General features: G+C 64.9%; 23 protein-coding genes and 3 tRNA genes. 19 read left to right on the top strand and 7 right to left on the bottom strand.

Annotation, left to right across the window (positions count from 1 at the left end; translation table 11 throughout):
* The first annotated feature begins 9 nt into the window (after nucleotides 1-9).
* From F0311_RS06060 to F0311_RS06050, 3 genes are read left to right on the top strand one after another with little or no spacing between them, the layout of a single operon-like run.
* Complete coding sequence (locus F0311_RS06060; protein ID WP_150461031.1) at nucleotides 10-918, top strand: sugar kinase; 909 nt, start codon at nucleotides 10-12, stop codon at nucleotides 916-918.
* A complete protein-coding gene (locus F0311_RS06055; RefSeq protein WP_150461030.1) occupies nucleotides 915-1,523 on the top strand; it encodes a bifunctional 4-hydroxy-2-oxoglutarate aldolase/2-dehydro-3-deoxy-phosphogluconate aldolase in 609 nt (202 codons plus the stop codon). The genes F0311_RS06060 and F0311_RS06055 overlap by 4 nt, the downstream gene beginning before the upstream one ends.
* Nucleotides 1,524-1,560: 37 nt before the next feature.
* Nucleotides 1,561-2,367: an exodeoxyribonuclease III gene (locus F0311_RS06050; RefSeq protein ID WP_150461029.1), complete on the top strand. Its 807-nt coding sequence runs from the start codon at nucleotides 1,561-1,563 to the stop codon at nucleotides 2,365-2,367.
* A gap of 63 nt (nucleotides 2,368-2,430) precedes the next feature.
* On the opposite strand, the gene F0311_RS06045 is transcribed toward F0311_RS06050, so the two are convergent.
* Complete coding sequence (locus F0311_RS06045; RefSeq protein WP_150461028.1) at nucleotides 2,431-2,883, bottom strand: DUF4282 domain-containing protein; 453 nt, start codon at nucleotides 2,881-2,883, stop codon at nucleotides 2,431-2,433.
* A gap of 189 nt (nucleotides 2,884-3,072) precedes the next feature.
* Here F0311_RS06045 and F0311_RS06040 point away from each other — a divergent pair.
* From F0311_RS06040 to F0311_RS06030, 3 genes are all read left to right on the top strand, one after another.
* Nucleotides 3,073-3,145: transfer RNA gene (locus tag F0311_RS06040), tRNA-Glu, on the top strand.
* Nucleotides 3,146-3,280: 135 nt separating this feature from the next.
* Nucleotides 3,281-3,354, top strand: a tRNA-Asp gene (locus F0311_RS06035).
* Nucleotides 3,355-3,375: 21 nt separating this feature from the next.
* A tRNA-Phe gene (locus tag F0311_RS06030) sits at nucleotides 3,376-3,448 on the top strand.
* A 163-nt stretch (nucleotides 3,449-3,611) separates the two neighbouring features.
* Here F0311_RS06030 and dnaG read toward each other — a convergent pair.
* Nucleotides 3,612-5,624 (bottom strand): DNA primase, encoded by a 2,013-nt coding sequence (gene dnaG / locus F0311_RS06025; protein ID WP_150461027.1) that lies wholly within the window; start codon nucleotides 5,622-5,624, stop codon nucleotides 3,612-3,614.
* Between the two features lie 114 nt (nucleotides 5,625-5,738).
* The gene (locus tag F0311_RS06020) at nucleotides 5,739-9,182 is read right to left on the bottom strand and encodes a pyruvate carboxylase (protein ID WP_150461026.1); all 3,444 of its coding nucleotides are present in this window, start codon (nucleotides 9,180-9,182) and stop codon (nucleotides 5,739-5,741) included.
* A 149-nt stretch (nucleotides 9,183-9,331) separates the two neighbouring features.
* Here F0311_RS06020 and F0311_RS06015 point away from each other — a divergent pair, with 149 nt between their 5' ends.
* Entirely contained in the window at nucleotides 9,332-9,988 is a 657-nt protein-coding gene (locus F0311_RS06015) for a TrmH family RNA methyltransferase (RefSeq protein ID WP_150461025.1), read from the top strand.
* A 21-nt stretch (nucleotides 9,989-10,009) separates the two neighbouring features.
* On the opposite strand, the gene F0311_RS06010 is transcribed toward F0311_RS06015, so the two are convergent.
* Nucleotides 10,010-10,321, bottom strand: a complete 312-nt coding sequence (locus tag F0311_RS06010) for an AzlD domain-containing protein (protein WP_150461024.1) — start codon at nucleotides 10,319-10,321, stop codon at nucleotides 10,010-10,012.
* Nucleotides 10,318-11,052 carry an AzlC family ABC transporter permease gene (locus F0311_RS06005; protein WP_396897422.1) on the bottom strand — a complete coding sequence of 245 codons (735 nt, stop codon included), beginning with the start codon at nucleotides 11,050-11,052 and terminating at the stop codon, nucleotides 10,318-10,320. The genes F0311_RS06010 and F0311_RS06005 overlap by 4 nt, the downstream gene beginning before the upstream one ends.
* A gap of 63 nt (nucleotides 11,053-11,115) precedes the next feature.
* Here F0311_RS06005 and F0311_RS06000 point away from each other — a divergent pair, with 63 nt between their 5' ends.
* The 12 genes from F0311_RS06000 (at nucleotide 11,116) to F0311_RS05945 (ending at nucleotide 21,972) form a co-directional block, all read left to right on the top strand.
* Nucleotides 11,116-11,550: an Lrp/AsnC family transcriptional regulator gene (locus F0311_RS06000; RefSeq protein WP_150461023.1), complete on the top strand. Its 435-nt coding sequence runs from the start codon at nucleotides 11,116-11,118 to the stop codon at nucleotides 11,548-11,550.
* Between the two features lie 7 nt (nucleotides 11,551-11,557).
* Complete coding sequence (locus tag F0311_RS05995) at nucleotides 11,558-11,848, top strand: MGMT family protein (RefSeq protein WP_150461022.1); 291 nt, start codon at nucleotides 11,558-11,560, stop codon at nucleotides 11,846-11,848.
* A gap of 33 nt (nucleotides 11,849-11,881) precedes the next feature.
* Nucleotides 11,882-12,631, top strand: coding sequence for an alpha/beta fold hydrolase (locus F0311_RS05990; RefSeq protein WP_150461021.1), 750 nt, complete (start codon nucleotides 11,882-11,884; stop codon nucleotides 12,629-12,631).
* 232 nt (nucleotides 12,632-12,863) lie between these two features.
* Nucleotides 12,864-13,877 (top strand): universal stress protein, encoded by a 1,014-nt coding sequence (locus F0311_RS05985; RefSeq protein WP_150461020.1) that lies wholly within the window; start codon nucleotides 12,864-12,866, stop codon nucleotides 13,875-13,877.
* 242 nt (nucleotides 13,878-14,119) lie between these two features.
* Nucleotides 14,120-15,142, top strand: coding sequence for a class II fructose-bisphosphate aldolase (gene fbaA, locus F0311_RS05980; RefSeq protein ID WP_150461019.1), 1,023 nt, complete (start codon nucleotides 14,120-14,122; stop codon nucleotides 15,140-15,142).
* A gap of 132 nt (nucleotides 15,143-15,274) precedes the next feature.
* Complete coding sequence (locus tag F0311_RS05975) at nucleotides 15,275-16,207, top strand: HAD family hydrolase (protein WP_191089765.1); 933 nt, start codon at nucleotides 15,275-15,277, stop codon at nucleotides 16,205-16,207.
* Between the two features lie 201 nt (nucleotides 16,208-16,408).
* Complete coding sequence (locus F0311_RS05970) at nucleotides 16,409-17,503, top strand: phosphate/phosphite/phosphonate ABC transporter substrate-binding protein (protein ID WP_150461017.1); 1,095 nt, start codon at nucleotides 16,409-16,411, stop codon at nucleotides 17,501-17,503.
* 90 nt (nucleotides 17,504-17,593) lie between these two features.
* The gene (gene phnC / locus F0311_RS05965) at nucleotides 17,594-18,439 is read left to right on the top strand and encodes a phosphonate ABC transporter ATP-binding protein (protein WP_150461016.1); all 846 of its coding nucleotides are present in this window, start codon (nucleotides 17,594-17,596) and stop codon (nucleotides 18,437-18,439) included.
* A 1-nt stretch (nucleotide 18,440) separates the two neighbouring features.
* Nucleotides 18,441-19,505, top strand: coding sequence for a PhnE/PtxC family ABC transporter permease (locus F0311_RS05960; protein WP_150461015.1), 1,065 nt, complete (start codon nucleotides 18,441-18,443; stop codon nucleotides 19,503-19,505).
* The gene (gene phnE, locus F0311_RS05955) at nucleotides 19,502-20,665 is read left to right on the top strand and encodes a phosphonate ABC transporter, permease protein PhnE (RefSeq protein WP_223881160.1); all 1,164 of its coding nucleotides are present in this window, start codon (nucleotides 19,502-19,504) and stop codon (nucleotides 20,663-20,665) included. The genes F0311_RS05960 and phnE overlap by 4 nt, the downstream gene beginning before the upstream one ends.
* Nucleotides 20,666-20,879: 214 nt before the next feature.
* Nucleotides 20,880-21,305, top strand: a complete 426-nt coding sequence (locus F0311_RS05950; RefSeq protein WP_150461014.1) for a DUF3151 domain-containing protein — start codon at nucleotides 20,880-20,882, stop codon at nucleotides 21,303-21,305.
* A 13-nt stretch (nucleotides 21,306-21,318) separates the two neighbouring features.
* Nucleotides 21,319-21,972, top strand: a complete 654-nt coding sequence (locus F0311_RS05945) for a thymidine kinase (RefSeq protein ID WP_150461013.1) — start codon at nucleotides 21,319-21,321, stop codon at nucleotides 21,970-21,972.
* Between the two features lie 132 nt (nucleotides 21,973-22,104).
* Here F0311_RS05945 and F0311_RS05940 read toward each other — a convergent pair whose 3' ends face one another.
* Both F0311_RS05940 and F0311_RS17955 read right to left on the bottom strand, forming a co-directional pair.
* Nucleotides 22,105-23,574 (bottom strand): hypothetical protein, encoded by a 1,470-nt coding sequence (locus tag F0311_RS05940; RefSeq protein ID WP_150461012.1) that lies wholly within the window; start codon nucleotides 23,572-23,574, stop codon nucleotides 22,105-22,107.
* Complete coding sequence (locus tag F0311_RS17955) at nucleotides 23,571-23,714, bottom strand: hypothetical protein (protein WP_191089764.1); 144 nt, start codon at nucleotides 23,712-23,714, stop codon at nucleotides 23,571-23,573. Before F0311_RS17955 ends, F0311_RS05940 begins: the two co-directional genes overlap by 4 nt.
* Between the last annotated feature and the right edge of the window lie 23 nt (nucleotides 23,715-23,737).

Below are 23,737 nucleotides of genomic sequence, written 5' to 3'. Positions count from 1 at the left end.
GTGGAAAGAATGAACAAGGATTGGCAGAACGGGACCGTTCTATGTGCAGGTGAGACCATGGCACTGGTCACCCCCGCCTCTACTCAGCGGTTGCGCCAGGCGACTCTCTTTCATCTCGACGCCGCCGGGGCCGAGTCAAACGTGGCAGCGCATCTGGCCGCTCTGGGTCACCGTGCGGTGTGGTTCAGTCGTCTCGGTGCCGATGAGCTGGGCAGGAGAGTTGCTGACACAGTCTCCGGCCGAGGAGTCGACGTCTCCGCGGTCTGCTTCGATGCTGCCGCTCCCACGGGTGTGTACTTCAAAGATCCTGGTCACGGAGTGCTGTACTACAGAACAGCATCTGCTGCCTCGCTGCTCTCAGCGCAGGACGCCGTGGCCATGGACCTCTCCTCCGCAGCAGCCCTCCATGTCTCCGGGATCACCGCTGCACTGTCCGGTTCGGCTGCCGAATTCCTTGCCCAGGCAATGCACACTGCTCGGGAACGCAATGTACGGATCAGCTTCGATGTGAACTACAGGGCTCCTCTGTGGAGCCCAGCAGCTGCTGCCCCATCGTTGAAACGCCTCGCAGAGCAGGCTGACCTGGTTTTTGTTGGTCGTGACGAGGCGGAGACCCTCTGGGGTACTGAAACGGCGGATGATGTCCTTGAACTCTTGCCAGAACTTCCTCTGCTGGTGGTCAAGGATGGTTCACTTGGGGCCACCGAGTTCAGCGCCGGAACCAGTGTTTTCGAACCCTCCGAGCAGGTACAGGTTGTCGAAGCGGTTGGAGCCGGTGACGCCTTCGCCGCGGGCTATCTCTCGGGTCTGCTTAGCGGGAAGTCACCAGCACAGCGCCTGCGCGCCGGACATCAGCGAGCCGCCCTCACCCTCCAAACCACTACAGACTTCACTGATCAGAACGGAGCCACGCCGTGAGCCCTCTTGTTGATAACGCCTGGTTCGACACCGCTTTCGCCAAGACACCGGTGATGGCGATTCTTCGGGGACTGGGGGTTGAGCGCTCTCTCGAACTGGCCGCCACCGCCTGGGACCTGGGTATTGATTCTGTCGAGCTGCCACTGCAGAACGATGAGGATGCAGAGGCTATCCGGCAAGTCGTCACTCTTGGAGCCTCCCGTGGAAAGTCCGTTGGAGCCGGGACCATCATCTACCCGGAGGAGATTGACATTGCCAAAGAGGTGGGAGCCTCCTATCTCGTCTCACCGGGTCTGGACCGCGATCTGGTGCTTCAGGCCTATGACACTGGCATGCCGTTCCTGCCCGGAATCGCCACTCCCTCCGAACTTCAGACTGCCCAGGCACTGGGCCTTACCTGGGTGAAGGCCTTCCCTGCCCGGTGGCTCAGCCCTGAGTGGTTTTCCCTGATGAGGGGGCCGTTCCCTGACGTGAAGTTTGTGGCCACGGGGGGGCTCAACGGAAGGAACGCCCAGAGTTTCTTAGACGTGGGGGTCAGTGTGGTGGCGGTTGGCTCTGCATTGGAGGACTCCGCTCAGCTGCAGCTGCTGGGAACCCTGATCTGATGCTCATCAGCGGGGAGCGGCTGGTAGCGTAAAACGCATGCGGATTGCGACCTGGAATGTGAACTCGCTGCGGGCCCGGGCTGACCGGGTGGAGGCCTGGCTGGAGAAGTCAGACGTGGACGTCCTGGCTATCCAGGAGACCAAGTGCAAGGACGAGAACTTCCCCTGGGAGATCTTTGAACGCAGCGGGTACAGCGTGGCCCACTTCGGGTTCAACCAGTGGAACGGGGTGGCGATCGCCTCCCGGGTGGGACTGAAGGATGTGGAGCGGACCTTCACCAATCAGCCGCCCTTTGGGAAAAACGGCAAAGATCCGGTGCAGGAGGCCCGGGCGATCGGTGCCACCTGTGCAGATGTGCGGGTCTGGAGCCTCTATGTGCCCAATGGCCGCGCCCGTGAGGATGAGCATATGGTCTATAAGCTGGCCTGGTTGCGGCAGCTGCGCGCGCAGGCCTCATCATGGTTGGCCGAGGACCAGCAGGCGCAGTTTGTGCTGGCCGGTGACTGGAACATCGCGCCGCTGGACACTGACGTCTGGGACATCGAGTTCTTCGAGGAGAACCAGATGACACATGTGACCAAGCCTGAGCGGGAGGCCTTTGCGGAGTTCATCGAGGCAGGGTTGACCGATATCGTCAGGCCCCACACACCGGACCCCGGGATCTACACCTACTGGGACTACACCTCCCTGCGCTTCCAGAAGCGACAAGGCATGCGTATTGACTTTCTGCTTGGCTCGCCCGCGCTGGCCCAGCGGGTGCGGAACGCCTATGTGGATAAGGACGAACGCCGCGGCAAAGGCGCCTCAGACCACGCCCCGGTGGTGGCGGAGCTGGCAGGCTGATATGCAGATGAGGGTCTGACCAGCTGGCCAGACCCCCATTGAAACGGGTAGTGCGGTAAGGCCTCAGGCCTTGACGTTCTTAGACAGCAGCACAATGACCTCCAGGCCCAGCCGGGCGAAGATGATGGTCAGCACCGGGACAATCCATCCGAAGAGGATCGGCCTCAGCAGGCTCCACGCATCGAAGCTGCCATAGCTGGAAGCCAGGACGATGCCGCTGATGATGCTGCTCAGCCACCAGAGCGCGGCCACAGCAATAATGAGGTAGAGGAACGCCTTGGCGAACTTCTGCACCTGCAGGGCGGAGAAGTCCGGGGTGAACAGTGCGCTGAACACATTGGGCTCAGAGGGGCCCCCCTTCGGGAAGTTCTGGGGAGGCTGCTGATATCCCTGCTGCCCCTGGTCGCCGTATCCTTGCTGCGGGTAGCCCTGCGGTGGCTGCTGATACTGCTGGGAGGGGTCCTGGGGCGGCTGCCCGTACTGAGGGTTCTGATCTCCGTTGGGTGGCTGTGTCATGCTCTGTCCTCCTGTGGTGTAGGAATGGTCCGTTCAACCATGCTCCATAACTTACCTCAGTGTTCCTTGAAGGACACCGAAAGATCCCTGCCGGATGCGTGGAATCCTGAACTTGCCGGGGTGCCGCGCCAGCAACTACACTCTTACAGGTTCCCTCGCGGGAACGTGTCTTCCCAACATTGGGATCGGGCCCCCATCGTCTAGCGGCCTAGGACACCGCCCTTTCACGGCGGCGGCACGGGTTCGAATCCCGTTGGGGGTACTGCGCTTGAGGCGATTGAAGCAAGCCAGAGCGTAAGCTCTGGCCACTGCGATTGAGCCCTGCATCAAGTGGCGCTGACGCGAGGCGTCTGGTAGGGTTTCACATCGTGCCAAATGGCGCAGACAACTTCATCAAGGCCCTGTGGCGCAGTTGGTTAGCGCGCCGCCCTGTCACGGCGGAGGTCGCGGGTTCAAGTCCCGTCAGGGTCGCAAAAGTGTTTGGTTGAACCAGGCTCTGTAGCTCAGTTGGTAGAGCGTTCGACTGAAAATCGAAAGGTCACCGGATCGACGCCGGTCGGAGCCACGAACCGAACGCTTGAAACAGAGAACCCCCGAGGAATCGGGGGTTCTCTGCGTATCCGGCCCCGTAGCCGCCCAGCTCAGGGGTTATGGGTTATAGGTCGGATTCGTGTTGCTGAGTAGGCCTGGTTCCCAGTGTTGGTGCGGCAGGATCGGTGTCGGCATACTCAGTCCACTGCGAGCAGGGCGCGGCGGCGGCGCTCCAGGTCCTTCAGCTCAGACTGCAGCCGGCGGAACTCCTCCGGAGGCTCAGCCGGGTCCATCCGCTGCAGCTGACCCAGCAGATTCGCCTTCTCATGCTGGATCTTCAGCTCCACCAGTCGGTTGAGAATCTCCTGACAGTACCGGTCAAGATGCTCCTCCGTCTTTGCTGGCAGGGGAGTCACCGCCAGCTCCGAGACAAACCCGCGCAACGGCTGAGGCACCTCCCGGCGCACCGACTCCACCCACAGTTTGGGGTCCGAGGCCTCCGCAGCAGCAATCCGGATCCCGTCATGCAACGCCTGATGCGCAGGCGCAGTGAACCGCACCGCAAAGATCTCCTCCCACTGTTCGGCGGTCAGCCGGGTGGGGTGCTGCAGCACCACCTCCAGAGCCTGCCGCTCCATCATCACTGCCGGATCTCGGGTGTCTGGCCGCTGATACTGGGGGGAAGGCACCTCGCCCGATTGAGTCGAGTGGAGACCGGAGTCGGTTCCAGGGCTTCCGAGGCGATCGAAGGGCGTGAGCGAAGCGACGTCGCCCCCCTGGCCAGCTGCCCCTGAATATTGGCTATTTGCTGGCCCGGCACCTCGGTAGCCCTGCGGTGCAGAGCCCTGCTGCGGCGTCGTACTCTGCGCTCTGCTGCGGCTGGACCCGGACTTGCCGGCCTGGGCAACTGCAGAGGCCACTTCGCCGATGTCCGAGCCCAGCCAGCCGGCCAACTCCCGCACATAGGCCTCTCGCAGGGAGCCGTCACGAATCACTGCCACTACCGGCGCCGTGGCACGCAGCGCACCCAGCCGGCCCTCAATGGAGCCCAAGTCCCAGTCGTGCAGCCGGCGGCGGATCACAAACTCCACCAGCGGGGTCTTGGACTCGATCACACCACGGACCGCCTCATCGCCGCGGTGTTGGCGCACATCGCAAGGGTCCATGCCGTCGGGGCCCACTGCGATGAAGGTCTGGGCGTTGAACTGGTGGGCCTCGTTGAATGCCTTGACCGCGGCCTGCTGCCCGGCCTTGTCGCCGTCAAAGGTGAACACCACCTCGGCCGGGGTGCCGTCATCGGAGAGCAGCCGACGGGCGATCTTGATGTGCCCCTCCCCGAAAGCGGTGCCGCAGGTGGCCACCGCAGTGTCTACCCCGGCCAAGTGGCAGGCCATCACATCGGTATAGCCCTCCACCACCACCAGCTGTCGCTTCTTAGCTATGTTCCGTTTGGCGTGCTCGATTCCGTAGAGCACCTGGGACTTCTTATAGATCTGAGTCTCCGGAGAGTTCAGATACTTCGGCCCCTGGTCGTCCTCATAGAGCCGCCGGCCGCCGAAGCCCACGGTATTGCCGGTCATGTCTTTGATCGGCCAGAGCAGCCGGCCGCGGAACCGGTCGTAGATCCCGCGGCGGCCCTCGGAGAACAGGCCGGTGAGCTTCAGCTCATCATCCCGGAACCCCTTATTGCGCAGATGCCCCACCAAGTGGTCCCAGCCCTGGGGCGCATAGCCCACACCGTAGGTCTCAGCATGCTCCCGGGTGAAGCCGCGCCCGGTGAGGAAGTCCCGGGCGATCTGCGCCTCCGGGATGGTCAGGCAGCGTTGAAAGAACTCATCGGCGATCTTATGGGCATCCAGCAGCCGCTGACGCCGCCCGGTCTCGGCCTTATCCGGACCTGAGCCCTCCTCATAGCGCAGCTCAATCCCGTAGCGGGCGGCCAGCTTTTCCACGGTCTCGGCGAAGCTGGTGTGCTCCATGGCCATCAGGAAGGCGATCACATCCCCGGACTCCCCGCAGCCGAAGCAGTGGTAGGTGCCGACCTGCGGGCGCACGTTGAAGCTGGGAGAGCGCTCATCGTGGAAGGGGCACAGCCCCTTGAAGCTGCCGATCCCGGCGGTCTTCAGGGTGACGTACTGCTCCACCACCTCGCGCAGATCGGCACGCTCGCGCACTGCGTCGATGTCCTCGCGCCGGATCAGACCTGCCATGAGTCAAGGCTACTACCGGTACGGTGCCCGATTGAGCCGAACGGAGACCTGCACGGTGCAGAGCATCCTGAGGCGATCGAGGGCTCGGGTGCGGGCTGTGACACCGACGGCGCCCTACTCCAGAACCAGAATGAGATCCCCGCCCTCCACCGGCTGGACACCGTTGACGGCCAGCCGGGCCACCGTGCCCGCCCTGGGTGCGGTGATCGAGGACTCCATCTTCATCGCCTCGATGCTGGCCACGCTCTGCCCGGCCTCCACCGTCTCGCCGACGGCCACCTGTACCGAGACCGCCCCGGCGAAGGGGGCAGCCACATGGCTGGGGTCGGCGGGGTCAGCCTTCTCCGCAGCGGCCACCTTGGACTCCACGGACTCATCGCGGGCCATCACCTGGCGGGCCTGGCCGTTAAGCGTGCACATCACCGTGCGCATGCCCTTCTCGTCCGGCTCTGAGATGGTCTGCAGGGTCACCAGCAGCCGCACCCCCTTGCCCAGGGAGATCACATGCTCATACCCGGGGGTCATGCCGTAGAGATAGTCGCGGGTGTGCAGCACATGAATGTCCCCGTACATCTGACGGGCGGCCTCGAAGTCCTTGGTGGGGCTGGGGAAGAGCAGCCGGTTCAGGGCGGCCCGCCGGGTGGTGGAGTCGGAGTCCAGCGCCGCGGCATCGTCCGCTGAGAGATCCTCGGCCACCGGTTTGATGCTGCGGCCTTCCAGGGCTTTGGTGCGGAAGGGCTCAGGCCAGCCGCCGGGCGGGTCACCCAGCTGGCCGGCCAGAAACTGGATCACCGAGTCGGGCAGGTCGAAGCTCTGCGGATTGGCCTCGAACTCCTCCGGATCAGCACCAGCACCCACCAGCTGCAGGGCGAGGTCTCCCACCACCTTGGAGGACGGGGTGACCTTGACCAGCCTGCCGAGCATCTTGTCAGCGGCGTAGTACATGTCCTCGATCTGCTCGAACCGTTCGCCCAGCCCCAGGGCGATGGCCTGCTGGCGCAGGTTGGAGAGCTGACCGCCGGGAATCTCGTGCCGGTAGACCCGGCCGGTGGGGCCGGGCAGCCCGGACTCGAAGGGGGCGTAGATGCCGCGCACAATCTCCCAGTACGGTTCCAGGGAGGCTACCGCCTCCAGGCCCAGCCCGGTGTCCCGTTCGGTGTTCTCCAGGGCGGCCACCAGGGCTGAGGCTGGCGGCTGGGAGGTGGTCGAAGCCATCGAGGCGGTGGCCACATCCACCGCATCAACCCCGGCCTCGGCGGCAGCCAGCAGGGTGGCCAGCTGACCTCCGGCAGTGTCATGGGTGTGCAGGTGCACCGGCAGCTCGAAACGCTCGCGCAGCGCGCTGACCAGGGTTTTAGCAGCGGCCGGACGCAGCAGCCCGGCCATATCCTTGATCGCCAGGATATGTGCCCCGGCATCCACGAACCGCTGGGCCAGGTCAAGGTAGTAATCCAGGGTATAGAGATCCTCAGCCGGATCGGTGAGGTTGCCGGTGTAGCACAGCGCGGCCTCGGCCACAGCGGTGCCGGTGGCCCGGACCGCCTCAATGGCCGGGATGACCTGGTCGGCGTCGTTGAGCGCGTCAAAGATCCGGAAGATATCCACCCCGGTGATCGCTGCCTCCTCCACGAAGGCCTGGGTGACCTTCAGCGGGTAAGGGGTGTAACCCACCGTGTTACGCCCGCGCAGCAGCATCTGCAGCGGGATGTTCGGCATCTCAGCGCGCAGCCAGGCCAGCCGATCCCAGGGATCCTCGGAGAGGAACCGCAGGGCCACATCATAGGTGGCCCCGCCCCACACCTCAGCGGAGAACAGGCCAGGGGTCACATGCGCCACTGCCGGTGCGGCGGCCAGCAGATCACGAGTGCGCACCCGGGTGGCCAGCAGTGACTGGTGGGCATCCCGGAACGTGGTGTCAGTGACCGCCAGAGCCTTGGTCTCACGCAACTTCCTGGCAAAGACCTCCGGCCCTTCTGCAACCAGCAGGTCCCGCCAGCCCGGGGGCTTAGGCTGCTCCGAAGGCCCGTCAAAGGGGGAGCGGTCCGGCTCGTCGCGCTTGTCCCCGGGGAACTTGGGCAGCTTATCGCGCGGGTCGATGCCCTGAACCCGGGGCCCATGCGGCTGATTGACGGTGACATCAGCCAGATACTGCAGAGCTTTTGAGCCACGGTCCTGGGACCGGTTGGCGGTGGCCAGCTCAGGGTGCTTATCGATGAAGTCGGTGGCGACGTCGCCGGCCAAAAACTCCTCAGAGCCCAGCACATTGAGCAGGAACGGAATATTGGTGGCCACCCCGCGGATGCGGAACTCAGCCAGCGCACGGCGGGCCCGGGTCACCGCGGTGAGGTAGTCCCGGCCCCGGCAGGTCAGCTTGACCAGCATCGAGTCGAAGTGCGGGCTGATCTCCGCGCCGGTGTAGGCGGTGCCGCCATCCAGTCGGATCCCCGAGCCGCCGGCGGAGCGGTAGGCGGTGATAGTGCCCACATCAGGCCGGAAGTCATTGGCCGGGTCCTCAGTAGTAATCCGGCACTGCATGGCCGCCCCGCGCACCCGCAGCCCATCCTGGGCGATGCCCAGCTCATCCAGAGTGGCCCCGGCGGCGATCCGCATCTGGGAGGCCACCAGATCCACATCAGTGATCTCCTCAGTCACGGTGTGCTCCACCTGGATCCTGGGGTTCATCTCGATGAACACATGCTGGCCGGCGCGCTCGCCAGCGGTCTCCAACAGGAACTCCACGGTCCCGGCATTGCGGTAGCTCATCGCTTTGGCGAAAGCCACCGCATCGGCGTGCAGGGCCTGACGGACCGCTTCGTCCAGATTGGGGGCCGGGGCGATCTCCACCACCTTCTGATGGCGGCGCTGCAGGGAGCAGTCACGCTCAAACAGGTGCACCACATTGCCCTGCGCGTCGGCGAGGATCTGCACTTCAATGTGCCGGGGACGGAGCACTGCCTGCTCAATGAACACCGTGGGGTTGCCGAAGGCGGTATCGGCCTCGTTCATCGCCGCCTTCAGCGCACCGCGGAGGTCCTCACGCCGCTGCACACGGCGCATCCCGCGACCGCCACCTCCGGCCACAGCTTTGACGAACACCGGGAACCCGATCCGCTCTGCCTCAGCAGCGAGCTCCGCCACATCCTGAGAGGGCTCGGAGCTCTCCAGCACCGGGATCCCGGCCGCCCTGGCAGCGCGCAACGCCTTGACCTTGTCCCCGGTGGACTCCAACACATCAGCCGGCGGGCCCACAAAGGCGATACCGGCCTCTTCCGCGGCCCGGGCCAGGGCCGGATTCTCCGAGAGGAACCCGTAGCCGGGGTAGATCGCCTCAGCCCCGGCATGCTGGGCCACCCGGATGATTTCAGCGATATCGAGATAGGCGCGGACCGGATGCCCCTCCTCGCCGATCCGGTAAGACTCATCAGCCTTCTGCCGGTGCAAGGAGTTGCGGTCCTCATGCGGGTACACAGCAACAGTGCGCGCACCCAGCTCCACGCCGGCGCGCAGGGCCCGGATCGCGATCTCACCGCGATTGGCCACCAGAATCTTCGAAAACATCAGTCAATGCCCTCCGAGGTCTCTTCAACGCCCACCACCCCATTGTGGTGAGCTGGGTCAACATTACCCCGGTCCGCATTACGGACATGAAACAGCGCACGACGCCGCCACCTCACCTGCCCGCACTCACCGGCCAGTAGGCTGGTCGGGTGGAGAATGAGCCGGCGGAAGCGACTGAAGTCTGGGGCAGTGATCGTGAGATCGGCCTCGGGCCGTGGCAGGGGCCCTGGCCCGAGGCCGAGCACTACGACCCCGAGCTGCTGGCTCACGGGGACCGCCGCAATGTGGTGGACACCTACCGCTACTGGAGGCACGAGGCGATTGTCGCTGACCTGGACGCGAAGCGGCACAGCTTCCATGTGGCGATCGAGAATTGGCAGCACGACTTCAACATCGGCACCGTGGTGCGCACTGCCAACGCGTTCCTGGCCCAAGAGGTGCACATCATCGGCAAGAAGCGGTGGAACCGCCGCGGCGCCATGGTGACCGATAAGTACCAGCACATCCGCCACCACCCCACTGTTGAGGAGTTCGTGGGCTGGGCGGGTGAGGTGGGCGTCGTCGTACTCGGTGTGGACCTGTTTCCAGACTCAGTCCCCTTGGAGACCTATGACCTGCCGCAGAACTGTGTGCTGGTCTTCGGGCAGGAGGGTCCAGGGTTGAGCGAGGAGATCAGGCAGGCCGCTGAGGCGACCCTGTCGATCGCGCAGTTCGGCTCCACCCGCAGCATCAACGCCGGAGTGGCCGCCGGGATCGCCATGCACGCCTGGATCCGCCAGCACGCCGCGGAGAGCAGGGGGCATTGAACCTGAGGGGCGCTCGGCGACTCAGGGAACGCCCAGCAGCCTGAGACCGGCGGCTGCGGCCGCACCGGCGATCACCACCACGATGAACGGGGCCCGCAGCAGCAGGGCCACGGCTGCCGCGGTGAGGGCGCCGAGCCTGGCGTCGAAACTGACGCCGCCCTCGCCCGAGAAGGTGTTCATCGCCACCAGGGCGGCCAGCAGCGCCACGGTCAGCGCTGCGGAGATCCGCGGGACCAGCGGGTGGCTCAGCCAACTGGCAGGCACCAGATAGCCGATGATCTTGGTGGCATAGGCCGCAGCACAGGCCAGCAGCACCCAGCCCCAGAGGCTCATGACCGGCTCACCTCCGGATTCTTGCTCTGCTTAGGCTTCTGGGAGGCCAGAGACCAGACCACAGCCACCGCTGCGGCGATCAGGATCGGGATGCCGGCCGGGACTGCCGGGGTGGTGAGCACCGTCACCAGGGCGGCGACCACAGCCAGAGCCCAGGGCTCTCTGCCGCGCAGCCGGGGCCAGAGCAGGCCGAGAAAGGCTGCCACCACGGCCCCGTCCAGACCGAGAGCCTCGGGCTCAGCGATGAAGTCGCCGAGCACTGCACCGATGAGCGTGGCGAGGTTCCATCCGAGGTACACCCCGATTCCGGTGACCCAGAACCCCCGGTGCTGCTCATCAGGGTCCTGCTGGGCGGTGGACACCGCCATGGACTCATCGATGGTCACCTGGGCGGCGACATACTTCTTGACTCCGGTGGGGTTCAGCAGCGCCTTCAGCTGCACGGCGTAGATGCTGTTGCGCACGCTCAGCAGGGTGGCACCAGCGGTGGCGGCCGCGGGTGCCCCGCCGGAGGCGAGCACCCCGATGAAGGCGAACTGGGAGCCTCCGGTGAACATCAGGGCGCTCAGCGCCACGGTCTGCCATACGCTGAGACCTGCCGCCACTGCGAGTGCGCCGAAGGAGATGCCGAAGAGCGCCACAGCAGCAGAGACCGAGGCACCCATCTTCACAGCCGGAGTGAATCGCTGGGAGGCCCTGGATGAGGCAGTGCGGCGGGTGGTCTTGCTCACAGCGCAATATTAGTGAAAATATGTCAGAAAAATATTGTCGAAACACATAGTCTGGAGCCACATATGCGCAATGATTTTAGGGTTGATGCTCTGGACCGCGCGATCATTGCTGAACTCACTGAGGATGCTCGGCTGAGCAACACGGAGCTGGCCAGGCGCGTGGGCCTGCGCCGGGTGCAGCGACTGGAGCGCGAAGGCGTGATCGAGGGGTATCATGCGGAGCTGAACCCCAAAGCTGCAGGACGGGGCTTTGAGGTGATCGTGGCCATCGATATTGCGGTGAACAACAGTGTGACCATTGAGGACTTCGAGTCCGCAGTGGTGCAGGTGCCGGAGGTGACTGAGGTGCGCAGGATGTTCGGCCAGCCCGACTACTTCCTCCGGGTGCAGGTGGCCGATGGGGAGGCTTATGAGATCCTGGCCATCCGGACCCTCTCCCAGCTGCCGGCAGTCAGCCGGCTGCTCTCCCACCAGACCATGCGCCGCCTCAAGGGGTGAGGGAGCCGTGGATGAGCAGACCCATGAGCGGGTGCGGGAGGTCATCGCTTCGGTGCCGGCGGGCAGAGTGGCCACCTACGGGGATATCGCGGCGTTGGCCGATCTGCCTACCCCTCGGCTGGTGGGTCGGGTGCTGCGCGAGGACGGCGGCGACCTTCCCTGGCACAGGATCATCCGTGCGAACGGCGTCCCGGCCCCGCACCTGCGCGCTGAGCAGCTTGAGCGGTTGCGGGCCGAAGGAGTGCTGGCCGAGGGGCACCGGGTGAACCTGAGGCGCTACCGCTGGGAGTCGGCATAGTGCTCGGCGACGGCTTGGCGCTATCGTGGTCAGATGGTGCAGGAGAAGACCGGATTCTTTGAGCATGAAGGCCGGCAGATGGTCTACGACCGGCTGGAGGGGCCCGGTGAGCGGGCCTTTGTCCTGGTCCATGGCATTGGCATGGGCCGGAAGATCTACACGGAGCTCGCCGCGGAGTTGGCCCGGCATGGCACGGTCTACGCGGTGGACCTGCCGGGCTTCGGGGAGTCTCCGAGGCCGGAGTCCCCGCTGCCGATGGCGCAGACCGGGGACTTCCTGGCCGAGTTTATCCGCCTGAAGAAGCTGGTGGACCCGGTGCTTGTGGGGCATTCCATGGGCGGCCAGGTGGTGGCGGAGGCTCTGGCCAGGCATCCGGAGGTCAGCAGCTGCGGGGTGCTGATCGCCCCCTCCGTGAACCGGGCCGAGCGTACGGTTTTCCGGCAGGGGCTGCGCATGGTCCAGGACCTGGCCGGGGAGAGCCCCAAGGTGCTCCTGCTGGGCAGCTGGCAGTACGCCAAAGCGGGGCTAGGCTGGTTCCTGTCCAAGATGCGCCATATGCTCGCCCACCGACTGGAGGAGACCTGTCCGCAGATTCGGGCCGATGTGCTGGTGCTGCGCGGAGACCGGGACCGGGTCTGCCCACGACCCTGGATCGAGGAGATCACCGGGCTCATCCCCGCCGGGCGGATGGAGGAGATCCCGGGTTGCGGCCATGAGGCCGTCATCAAGAGTCCGCAGCCAGCGGCCCGACTGATCCTTGAGCACTCAGGTATCTCCGGGTGAACCCCGCAGCTCGCCCAGCGTAACTTCTGCGATCGAATTGAAGCCAGTGCAGAGCTGAGCTTGCTCACGCTCTTCTGAACCGATGGGGAGGGGGAGAAAATCGCAAAACTTTTTTCTACACGTTGTAGAAAAGGGGTATACTGAAACCGACGAGGACGGAATCACTCAATCACAAAGGGGGTCGCCGCACTCGTCAGCCCCATAGGTGAAAGACCCCCGGATAAGGGCAGTCATGAACAACGGCGTTCACACCCCAGCTCCCACCGGAAACACCATCCCCTTCGACCCTGCTGAGCGCGATCTCGGCGTCGTGGTCGGCTTCGACGGCTCCGAGCAGGCCACCCGAGCCCTGCACTATGCGGCCCGGGCCGCCCAGCGGCGTGGCACCAAGCTCACCGTGGTCACCGCCTTCACCCTTCCCGTGGGTCTCTACGCAAATACTGTAGGAGTCCCCGACATCTCTCAGGAGGACGTCAAGCGCCAGATGGCCGAGAAGACCCTCGACAGCGCCCGGGACTACCTATCCGGATACCCCGGTGAGGTCACCTACCGGGCTGAGCACGGCGATGCCTCCGGAGTGCTGGTGGATCTCTCCGCCTCCGCAGAACTGGTGGTGGTCGGCGCCCGCGGCCGCGGCGGGTTCATCGGCCGGGTGCTCGGCTCGGTGGCCACCGCCCTGCCCGCCCATGCCAAAGCGCCCACCGTGGTGGTGCCCCGCCACTACCCATTGCCTGAGGCGGAGGGCCCGGAACGGTTCGCTCCCGCAGTCTCTGACCAGCCGGTGACAGTGGGAACAGACGGCTCCCCGGATTCTCGGATCGCAGTGCTGCAGGCGGCCCAGGCCGCCCAGGACCGCCAAGCCCCGCTGCGGATGATTGTCTCGCTTCCGCCTCTGGACGGGGCCCTGATGTGGTACCCGGAACTTGCCCCACGCGGCGCTGAGGTCAGCGAGGTCCGTCAACGCGAACTCAGCGGCACTCTGGAGGCCGAGGCCGAATGGGTCTCCCGGCACTTCCCGGACCTGGAGATCATCCGTAGCGTTGAGCTCGGTGAAGCTATCACCGTGCTGACCTCCGCCAGCCGGGAGGCCCAGCTCACCGTGGTCGGCACTCGCGGCCGCGGCGGGGTGGCTAGCGCCCTGCTGGGCTCGGTCTCCCGCAGCGTGCTCTACAACGCCGAGGGCCCGGTGATGGTGGTGCCCCACCTGGAGGACTCCCGCCTCCAGGACGCCCCGGCAGCCTGGTAGCCGGGCCGGGCTGACCCGCATGCAGCCAGGTGAAGTGGAAATACCCAGTCGATGTTGCATTCCGCCCCGGAAAGCAAGCAATTCTGCAACATCGATTGGGTCAATCGCATCTATGCTGCTGCTGAGTGGCTGAAAGTGAGCGGCGTCGTCGTTAGTATGGTCACAGAGCGCGCAGGCCTCACCGGCCTCAGCGCGGGCATCAACGACGCTGCCCACCGTACCCCACCACAAAGGAGCACAGCGTGGCCATCGCAACACCAGAGAAGTACAACGAGATGATCGACGCCGCCAAGTCCGGCGGCTACGCATTCCCCGCGGTGAACGTCACCAGCTCACAGACGCTCAACGCGGCCGTCAAAGGCTTCGCCGACGCTGAGTCCGACGGCATCATCCAGGTCTCCACCGGCGGTGCCGCCTATTGGTCCGGACCCTTCGTCAAGGACATGGTGGCCGGCTCCCTGGGCTTCGCCGCCTTCGCCAAGGAGGTCGCCAAGAACTACGGCGTGAACATCGCCCTGCACACCGACCACTGCCCCAAGGACAAGCTGGACGGATTTGTGCTGCCGCTGCTGGAGGCCTCTGAGGCCGAGGTTAAGGCCGGCCGCGACCCCATCTTCAACTCACACATGTGGGACGGCTCCGCTGAGACCTTGGAGGAGAACCTGCGGATCGCCGCCGAGCTGCTGCCCCGCTCTGCCGCGGCCAAGCAGATTCTGGAGGTCGAGATCGGCACTGTAGGCGGCGAGGAGGACGGTGTGGAGAACGAGATCAATGAGAAGCTCTACACCACCGTGGAGGACGCCGTGGCCACCATCGAGGCCCTCGGACTGGGCGAGAACGGCCGCTACATCACCGCCCTGACCTTCGGCAATGTGCACGGAGTCTACAAGCCCGGCAACGTGAAGCTGCGCCCGGAGATACTCAAAGACATCCAGGAGCAGGCTGGCGCCAAATACGGCAAGGACAGCCCCTTCGACCTGGTGTTCCACGGCGGCTCTGGCTCCACCGAGCAGGAGATCGCCGATGCCGTCAGCTACGGGGTGATCAAGATGAACATCGATACTGACACCCAGTACGCCTTCACCCGTCCGGTGGCCGGCCACATGCTCACCAACTATGACGGCGTGCTCAAGGTGGACGGCGAGGTGGGCAATAAGAAGACCTACGACCCGCGCGTCTGGGGCAAGGCCGCCGAGGAGAATATGGCCGCCCGCGTAGTGGAGGCAGCCCAGCAGTTGGGCTCGGCCGGTAAGTCGATCAAGTAAACATACGACGCCGCGGGCTCGGGCTCCTCTCCGATCCGCACTTCAACGCACCCGGTTCTTTTCATCTACGGCCGATTCTGGTCAGCTTGTGAAAAGTTCTGGGTGCGTTGTGTTTGAGGGGGAATGAGGAAAATGCCAAGCAAACTTGTGTTGCTGGACTTTGACGGCACGCTGTGCCTGGGTGATGACCCGGTGCTGGAGTATGCCCGTACTGTGGACGAAGCCCTGGGCCTGAAGGGGCTGCCCGAGAACCTGCCGCGCCCGGTGGCAGAGATCGTGGCGGATGCCTTCGCCCGGGACACCCTCCTGGTTCCGGACATTGAGTATGGCGACGAGGGGCTGCCCACTGCCCTGAGTCACGAGCGTAGCGATGTGGCGACTTTGAGGCGCGAAGACCGCGGCAACGCGGCCGGTCAGGGACCCGTGCCAACGTCTGACGTCGGTGCGGGTCATGTCGGGGAGCGAACGGGACCTGTGCCCGCCGCCGGGACCAGCACTGCGAAAGCCCACCCCAACTCCTGGCCGCTGCAGGACGGGTACCAGCTGGTGCAACTGCTGGCCGTCCAAGCTGGACTGAGCAATGAGGAGGCCGGTACCGCGTTCCGGGCGGCGCGACGTCAGCTGGTGGGCCGGGGCCTGCAGAACACGGACCTGCACGCCCCAGAAGGCGCCGCAGAGCTGCTTGCCGAGTTAAGGGCAGAGAAGTCCATCAGCGGCGTACTTATCACCAATGCACCAGCGGAGGGGTTTGCCGCCTGGCTTGAGGCACTGGGCCTGCAGGACAGCTTCGATGCGGTGCTCAACTCCGCACAGAAGCCCTTCGGGATGCCTGCGGCGGTGGAACAAGCACGCGCAGCCAGTCCGGAGCCAGTGCCGGAGGAGAACGTCCTCTCAGTGGGCGATATCTGGGCCAACGACCTGGCCCATGTGCGCGCCCGCGGTGGGAGCACCATCCTGATCGACCGGTTCGACACCGGCCTGGGGGAACCCGCTCACCGGGTGGGCAGTTTTGCCGAAGCAGCTCCTTTGATCCGCCGCTGGTCAGGCTGGAAGCAGTTTAGTTAACGTCCGTCTGGGGCCAAACGTTAACAATAGGTGACAGCTTGCCGAATTGGGTGGTCTCAGGTTGTGACCGGGTTCGCAGGCCGCTTAGAGTAAGTCCCAGACTCGCGGGTTTTCCGACCTGCGGGACTGTTGGGCGGGGGCCAACCAGTCTCCGATCAGCAACCGCACCTACATCTTGATGAGCTCGAAGGAAGTTCCCACATGCGCATGAACACCAAGTCAGCATTCGCGCTGGCATCTGTTCTGACCTTGACCCTGGCCGCCTGCGCCGGTGATGAGGAAGATGTCACCGGCGATGACGAGGATGACGACGACACCTCTGAGGTCGATGACACCGAGACCACCGATGACGGTGATGAAGACGAGGACGATGAGGATACCGCTGCTGGCGAGATCACCTCTGTCGACTCCATCACCATCGGCTTGGTTCCGGCCACCGACTCCGCCACTGAGGCTGAGGAGGAGAACGCCGAGTCTCTGGCCGAGCAGCTCTCCGAGTCCCTGGGCGGCTTCGAGGTGGACATCTTCTTCGCCGACAGCTATCTGGGCGTGATCCAGGGCATGCAGTCTGGCGACGTGCAGCTGCTGATGTCCGGCCCGGTCGGCATGATCCAGGCTGAGGACGAGGCAGGCGGCACCCCGATCCTGCAGTCCATCCGTTTCGGCTCTGAGCAGTACGTCACCCAGTGGTTCACCAACGATCCCGACACCTACTGCCTAGACGACGTGGTGCAGGATGAGGAGGGCTTCTCCTTCTGCAACGGCATCTACGATGAGGAGGCCGGTGAGCTCGCCGAATACGGCCCGATGGGTGAGGACGCACTGGAGCTGATCGAGGACGGCACCGCGGTGGCCTATGTGCAGGAGGGCTCTGCCTCCGGCTTCTACTTCCCGCAGACCCAGCTCAACGAGCTCGGCGTGGAGGTCGACCCGCAGTTCGCCGGTGGCCATGACCAGGCTGTTGAAGCGGTCTACAACGGTGAGTTCACCATCGGCACCTCCTTCGACGACGCCCGCGGCAACATCGTTGAGGAGAACCCCGACGTGGGTGAGGAGCTGGTGGTCTTCGCCTGGGCCGGACCGATCCCGAACGACGGCATCGTGGCCTCCGGAGAGTTCACCGACGAAGAGCTGGATATCCTGACCGAGGCATGGCTGAGCTTCTCCGAGTCCGGTGACTTGGACGAGGGCGACCCGCTCTACGACGTCTACGAGATCAACGGTCTGGCACTGGCCGACCAGGAGGCCCTGGATCTGGCCCGCCAGGTCTACAACGACTTCGGCGACGACCAGTGATCACTGGCTGATTGTCGACTGATTGACTGACGGCGCGGCCCCGGACTGCTCCAGCCCGGGGCCGCGCCCCCGTCCAAGGATTCTCCTGACATGATTACTTTCGAGAACGTCGATGTGGTCTACCCCAACGGTTTCAAGGGTCTGGACAATATCAACCTGAATATCACCAAGGGCGAGTTCGTGGCCATCATTGGGCTCTCCGGGGCCGGCAAGTCCACCCTGATCCGCGCAGTCAACGGACTGGTCCCCTACACCGGCGGCACGCTGACCGTGGGCGAGACCGTGGTGGACCCCAGGAACAAGTCCAAGCTGCGGAAGCTGCGCGCACGAGTCGGCATGATCTTCCAGCAGTTCAACAATGTCGGGCGCATCAGCGTTCTCAACAATGTGCTCATCGGCCGCTCAGCCTTCACCTCCACCTGGCGGTCCCTGATCGGCTGGTACGGGGCCGAGGACAAAGAGGTCGCCTTCCAGTCCCTGGAGCGGGTCGGGATTGTGGACAAGGCCTACAACCGGGCCTCCGCGCTCTCCGGCGGCCAGCAGCAGCGTGTGGCCATCGCCCGCGTGCTCGCCCAGGACCCGGAGGTCATCCTGGCCGATGAGCCGGTGGCCTCGCTGGACCCGCCCACCGCTCGGAAAGTCCTCGGTGACCTGCGCCGGATTCAGCAGGATTTGGGCATCACCTGCATCGTGAACATGCACCACTTAGACCTTGCCCGCGACTACGCCGATCGGATCATCGGCATGCGCGCCGGCAAAGTGGTCTTCGACGGCCCCACCGGAGAGGCCATCGACGCAGTGATCGAGGATGTCTATCAGCGCTCACTGACCGCCGAGGACATCGCCACCGTCAACGTGCCGGTCAGCCTGGAGGACATCCCGGCAGAAGCGGAGGCGGAAGCAGTCGCTGCCGGCGAGCCTGACGGGAACTCCTGACGTGACTGCTGTGGCTGAACGCCCCTCCGCTGCAAGCGCAGTCAAACGTCCGGAGCCGCCCAAGCCGCCGCTGGCCAACTACCTGGGCCTGGTGGTCATCGCCATGGCTGCCTTCGCTTTCTTCTGGTGGACCCGCGAAGACACCTCCGTGCTCTTCCTGCCGCTGGGCTTCATCACCCTGTGGGCACCTCAGTGGCCGCTCATCGGGTTCCTCACCATGCTTGCCGTGCTGGCCCTCTGCTGGTTCACCCGCACCAGCCCTATGGCCGCCTTCGGAGCCCTGAGCGTGGTGGTCTTCAGCTACTGGGCCGGCTCCAATATCTACTTCATCGACCGGATCATTGACGTGCCCTCCCGGCTGACCGGAGGCAACACCCGTGACCAGCTCATCGGCTACTTCAACCCCGACTGGAGCTACCTGCTGTTCAGTAACGTGGCCGGCACCTCCCGGCCGATCTGGGGCGAATGGCTGATCACCCTGTGCATGGCCGTGGTAGCCACGATTATCGGCTGCTTCATCGGCCTGCTGCTGGCCATGCTGGCCTCGCCAGTCTCCAGCTTCAACAAAGCCACCAGTCAGACGGTGAAGGCCGTCAACTCGGTGGTCCGCTCCATTCCTGACGTCGGCTGGGCGCTGCTCTTCGCCGCCTTCATCGGCGGTACCGCCTACGGTCTGGGCGCCCTGGCCGCAGTGCTGGCACTGATCATGTTCAACATCGGGATTGTGGCCAAGCTGCTCGGCGAGTCCATTGACGCTGTGAACCCCGGCCCGTTGGAGGCCGCCGATGCCACAGGCGCCAACCTCTTGCAGCGTGACCGCGTTGCCGTGCTGCCGGCAGTGATGCCCAGCTTCGTCTCCTACAGCCTCTACGTCTTCGAACTCAATATCCGGGCCTCCGCCGCGCTCGGTGTGGTCGGCGTGGCCGGCATCGGCGGCGAGCTCTCCCGCCAGATCGGCCGGATGTCTCAGGGCTACGAGAACGTCGGCGCCATCCTCTGGGCCCTGGTGCTGGTGGTGCTGCTGGTCGACCTGCTCTCCATGTGGATCCGGAGGAAGCTGCTGTGAGCTATGGGTACAAGATCTCCGCCGGCGTCGTCGGCTCAGTGCTGGTTGCCGCCCTGGCCTTCCTGATGACCTATACCTCGGTAGCCGAGGCTTCCGAGGTCTTCCGCCGGATGATGTGGGGCCTGGCCGTCGCCGCGACCGTGGTCGTCGTGGCCGTGGCCGTCTACGGCCTGGCCTACCTGGGCACCGCCAGGCAGCGGGCCGAGGCCCAGCAGCGCCTGGACTCAGGCCGGACCGGCTATGCCCCGGACCGGCTGGATATGCGTCCGGTCAAGCCGTCGAAGTTCTGGTACAACATGGCCCTGATCTTCGTCGGGGTGCTGTTCGTCGGCTCCGCGGCCGGCACCGGCATGTCGCTCAGTGCCCTCCTGGAGATGCCAGCCCGGATGTGGGATTACACCGTGCAGATGATCGCCGGCGTGGCCCAGATCCCGGATGAAGAGGCCAGAGGGGACTGGTCGAACGCCTTCGATGCCATGCTGGAGTCGGTGGCCATCGCCTGGATCGGCACCATCGTGGGTGCGCTCTTCTCACTGCCCTGCGGCATCCTTGCGGCTCGCAACATGACGCCGCTGGCCATCTACCTCCCCATGCGGTTCATCCTCTCAGTGATCCGCGCGGTGCCGGAGATCGTCTTCGCTGTGGCTATCTTCATCCCGCTGCTGGGTGTGGGACCGGCCCAAATGGGCGGCGCGATGGCTGGCGCCTTCGCCCTGGGCATCAGTTCTATCGGCACCCTCTCCAAGCTGATCTCCGAGGCCATCGAGGGCGTGGACCCCGGCCCTCTGGAAGCCTCACGGGCCTCAGGGGCCACCCACACTCAGATGATCCGCTGGGCCGTGCTGCCGCAGGTGCTGCCCGAGGTGCTTGCCATCTGGCTCTACCGCTTCGAGGTCAACATCCGCGCCTCAGCCATCCTGGGTGCCCTGGGCGCCGGCGGTATCGGCCGGCTGATCAGCCCGCCCAACGGCCTGTTCGGCCAGCGCCCCTACGACTGGGAGGCCATCGGCATCACCCTGTTCGTGATCATCGCGATCACCATTGTGGTGGACCAGATCTCAGGATTCGTCCGGCACCGGGTCATCCACGGCAAGACCGTCAAGCAGAAGAAACGCAGGAAGGATGACTCCGACCCGAAGGTAGCCGCCGTACCGGTGTAAGTCCCGTGTAAGTCCCGGCGATGCCCGATCCGAGCCCCCAACGCCCGGCTGAGGCCAGCGCGCGATGAGCCACGGGCAGTCTTTTGCTGTTCGGTGGTCACGAATGACCATAAATCGGCAGAAATCTGCCCAGGAACGTCGTCATTTGCGGCCACCGAACGACAGTGACGGGATTAAAACCTGTTGATGGCACGGCAGAGCATAGGATGTCCCCATGAGCGTAGTTGGACGTAATCTCATGGAGCCTGATCCGACCCTGCTGCCGGCTGAGCCGGAGGTCACTGAGTCCCTGGCTGCCGGCGAGGAGCCGGTGGACCTGGCTGCCAAACACCCCACCTCATCTCTGGTGTGGGCGTTGCTGGCCGAGGAAGCCCTGGACGCCGGCTACACCGTAGAGGGTTACGCCTACGCCCGGGTGGGCTATCACCGCGGCCTGGACACCCTGCGTGCCAACGGCTGGCGCGGGCAGGGCCCGGTCCCGTGGAGCCACGAGCCTAACCGCGGCTTCCTGCGCGCCCTGGCCGCACTGGGCCAGGCCGCCGCCGCCATCGGCGAGGTCAATGAGGTGGACCGCATCGGCAAGCTCCTCAACGACTCTGATCCCACCGCCGCCGAGCAGATCCGCGCCCTGCGAGGCTGAACACAACTCAGACGTGGCCAAGCTCTACTTCCGCTACGGGGCGATGAACTCCGGCAAGTCCACCGGACTGCTCCAAGCCGCCTTCAACTACGAGGAACGGAACCAGCGTGTGCTGCTGGGCAAGCCCGCCGTGGATACCAAAGGTGATGACCAGATCGTCTCCCGGCTCGGGATGATCCGCAGTGCGGACTTCCTCATCCCGCCCCAGGCCGCATTGCGCGAGCTCTTCCACCGCCAGGCTGCCGCTGACCCGGAAGGCACCCTGTTGGAGGACCTGGAAAGCGACGACGCCGCCCCCGCACCAGTCCAGGTCAAACCCGTATCCTGCCTGCTGATCGACGAGGCACAGTTCCTCACCCCGGATCAGGTGGATGATCTGCTGCGCATCGCCGTGCTGGACGATGTGCCCGTGCTGGCCTACGGCATCCGTACTGATTTCCGCACCAGAGCTTTCCCCGGCTCAGCGCGACTGATGGACTTAGCTCACTCCCTGGAGGAGCTGAAGACCATCTGTCACTGCGGGCGCAAAGCTGTGTTCAACACGCGGCGGCAGGGTGAGAAGATCATCTTTGACGGAGACCAGGTGGCCATCGACGGCACCGACGTCTGGTACCAGTCCCTCTGCGCGGCTTGCTACCTCGAAGCCAGCGGCGGCCGCCTAGGCTAAAGCCGCACCGGGGTGGGTGCCGGATCTGCTCAGCTCAACCCCACCGCCTCCCAACTCCGCATAACTACACGGCGTTTTCTTGTCTACACCGCCTTATAACCCGGTGTACTTAAGAAAAGGCCGTGTAGTTGTTCAAGGCTGCACCCAAGCGATCGGGTTCCTGATGCCCTTGCCAGTGACGTCGTCAGTGTGTTCGGGAAGTGAGCCGGCGTCGTCGTAGGCAGTCCCATAGCTCTGCGCAAACGCGTCCATTTCCTCCACAGTCAGCGGCTCGGGAAGCTCTCGGTGCGGGCCCAGGTCCTTGAAGGCCTCCTGGTAGCGGAAGGCGGCTCCGGTATCGGCGGGATAGGCCTGCTTGTCCACACCGATCACCTCGCCCCGGTCTGTGGCTGAAGCGCGCGCCAGCTCGTCCCATTCGGGTACCTCCACCAGGCCGGGGGAGTCCAGTCCGTGCGAGAACAGGCTGATCAGCACCTCGTCATAGGCATCCGCGGCGGATAGGTACTCGGAGAGCACCTCGAAGCTGGGCCGCATGTGGAACCTGTTCCAGAACGGCACCGAGCCGGTGGTCAGGGTGTACCAGGGGTCCAGGTGATTATAGGTCTGGGCCAGCAAGCGGCTGTCCTGCCACCCCAGCTGCCGGTACCAGTGGCGGTAGAGCTCGGCGATGAACGCTGAGCTGTCCTGCGGCTCATTCTGGTGCAGGGTACGACGCCGCCACCCCGCCTCAGCTGTCAGCTGGTCCACAGCAGCACCGAGCTGCGGATCAAAGCCCCATTCTCCGTCCGGAGTGCGGTCAGTGGGCTCGGGGGGCTGCCAGCTGGTGTACTCCGAACCCTGGTCGGCTAAGAACTCGGTGATCCGCTCACTGCCGGTGCTGTACTCCTCCTCAGGGATGCCGCCCAGGCAGCCGAACTGGAACAGACTGCGTTCCCCGGTCTGGGTGGAGCGCCAGGTGCGTGTGCTGTCCAGTGTGATGATGACTCCGCCGGGGTCCAGGCGCTCGCGCAGGAACTGGGCGTAGACCGGGCCCAGAGACTTTCGCTTGAGCCGGAAGAACGCGGCCTGAGCCATCATCGGCCGGTCCTGGGCCGGATCGTGCATATGGTAGACATTGACCCGGGGATTATTGGCCGCGATCTGCCGGGCTGCCGGCGCCCAGCGGCGCATCGCCCCGGCGATGTCATCAGGATGAGTGGTGCCGTCGCGCACCGAGACCAAGGTAGTCTGCGGCAGGAACGGCACCCCCAGTGCGGTGGCCAGAAAGAACGCCGCACCGGAGACCGCCCCCACCATCACTGCCGGGTAGGTCTGATGAGGTGAGCTGGCGCGGTCGTACTCTTTGACCACCCAGCGGTCAATGGCATCCACGTCAATCTGGGGCACTTTCCGCTCCGGGAGGGCCTCACTGCGCCCGGCGAGCTCGTAGAGCTTCTCCCGCACCCCGCGCGGGGGCAGAGCTGCGGCCTTGGCCAGCAGGGAGGAGCTGGGCCCGGTGCCCATGGCCGGGTGGCCGGTGCCCTTCAGGAACCCGGAGACCGCCCGGACTGCGTTGATGGAAGATTCGAAATCGGTGACAGTGCGCGCTCCGCTGAGGTTCATCGGCGGCCCCGCCCCGGGCCGACCACGCGGCGGGCGATGCGCGCTCCGCGGGAGACGGCGTAGTAGCCTGCATAAGCCTTGGGGGCTAGAACTTTGGGCGCGTGGCGCAGAGCGATGCGCGGAATGCTGCGCAGTGCCATCATGTACTCCTTACTACCTGAGC

Source organism: Nesterenkonia ebinurensis (genome assembly GCF_008711175.1).
GTDB classification, from domain to species: Bacteria; Actinomycetota; Actinomycetes; order Actinomycetales; family Micrococcaceae; genus Nesterenkonia; species Nesterenkonia ebinurensis.
This window is presented reverse-complemented; position numbering and strand designations above follow the sequence as displayed.

Coding starts and splice junctions, on each gene's coding strand:
- F0311_RS06060 (WP_150461031.1), top strand. CDS start 10: ATGAACAAGGATTGGCAGAACGGGACCGTTCTATGTGCAGGTGAGACC.
- F0311_RS05985 (WP_150461020.1), top strand. CDS start 12,864: ATGAACAACGGCGTTCACACCCCAGCTCCCACCGGAAACACCATCCCC.
- F0311_RS05970 (WP_150461017.1), top strand. CDS start 16,409: ATGCGCATGAACACCAAGTCAGCATTCGCGCTGGCATCTGTTCTGACC.
- phnC (WP_150461016.1), top strand. CDS start 17,594: ATGATTACTTTCGAGAACGTCGATGTGGTCTACCCCAACGGTTTCAAG.
- F0311_RS06000 (WP_150461023.1), top strand. CDS start 11,116: ATGCGCAATGATTTTAGGGTTGATGCTCTGGACCGCGCGATCATTGCT.
- F0311_RS06045 (WP_150461028.1), bottom strand. CDS start 2,883: ATGACACAGCCACCCAACGGAGATCAGAACCCTCAGTACGGGCAGCCG.
- F0311_RS05990 (WP_150461021.1), top strand. CDS start 11,882: ATGGTGCAGGAGAAGACCGGATTCTTTGAGCATGAAGGCCGGCAGATG.
- F0311_RS06050 (WP_150461029.1), top strand. CDS start 1,561: ATGCGGATTGCGACCTGGAATGTGAACTCGCTGCGGGCCCGGGCTGAC.
- F0311_RS06020 (WP_150461026.1), bottom strand. CDS start 9,182: ATGTTTTCGAAGATTCTGGTGGCCAATCGCGGTGAGATCGCGATCCGG.
- F0311_RS17955 (WP_191089764.1), bottom strand. CDS start 23,714: ATGGCACTGCGCAGCATTCCGCGCATCGCTCTGCGCCACGCGCCCAAA.
- F0311_RS06010 (WP_150461024.1), bottom strand. CDS start 10,321: ATGAGCCTCTGGGGCTGGGTGCTGCTGGCCTGTGCTGCGGCCTATGCC.
- F0311_RS05975 (WP_191089765.1), top strand. CDS start 15,275: ATGCCAAGCAAACTTGTGTTGCTGGACTTTGACGGCACGCTGTGCCTG.
- F0311_RS05940 (WP_150461012.1), bottom strand. CDS start 23,574: ATGAACCTCAGCGGAGCGCGCACTGTCACCGATTTCGAATCTTCCATC.
- dnaG (WP_150461027.1), bottom strand. CDS start 5,624: ATGGCAGGTCTGATCCGGCGCGAGGACATCGACGCAGTGCGCGAGCGT.
- F0311_RS05950 (WP_150461014.1), top strand. CDS start 20,880: ATGAGCGTAGTTGGACGTAATCTCATGGAGCCTGATCCGACCCTGCTG.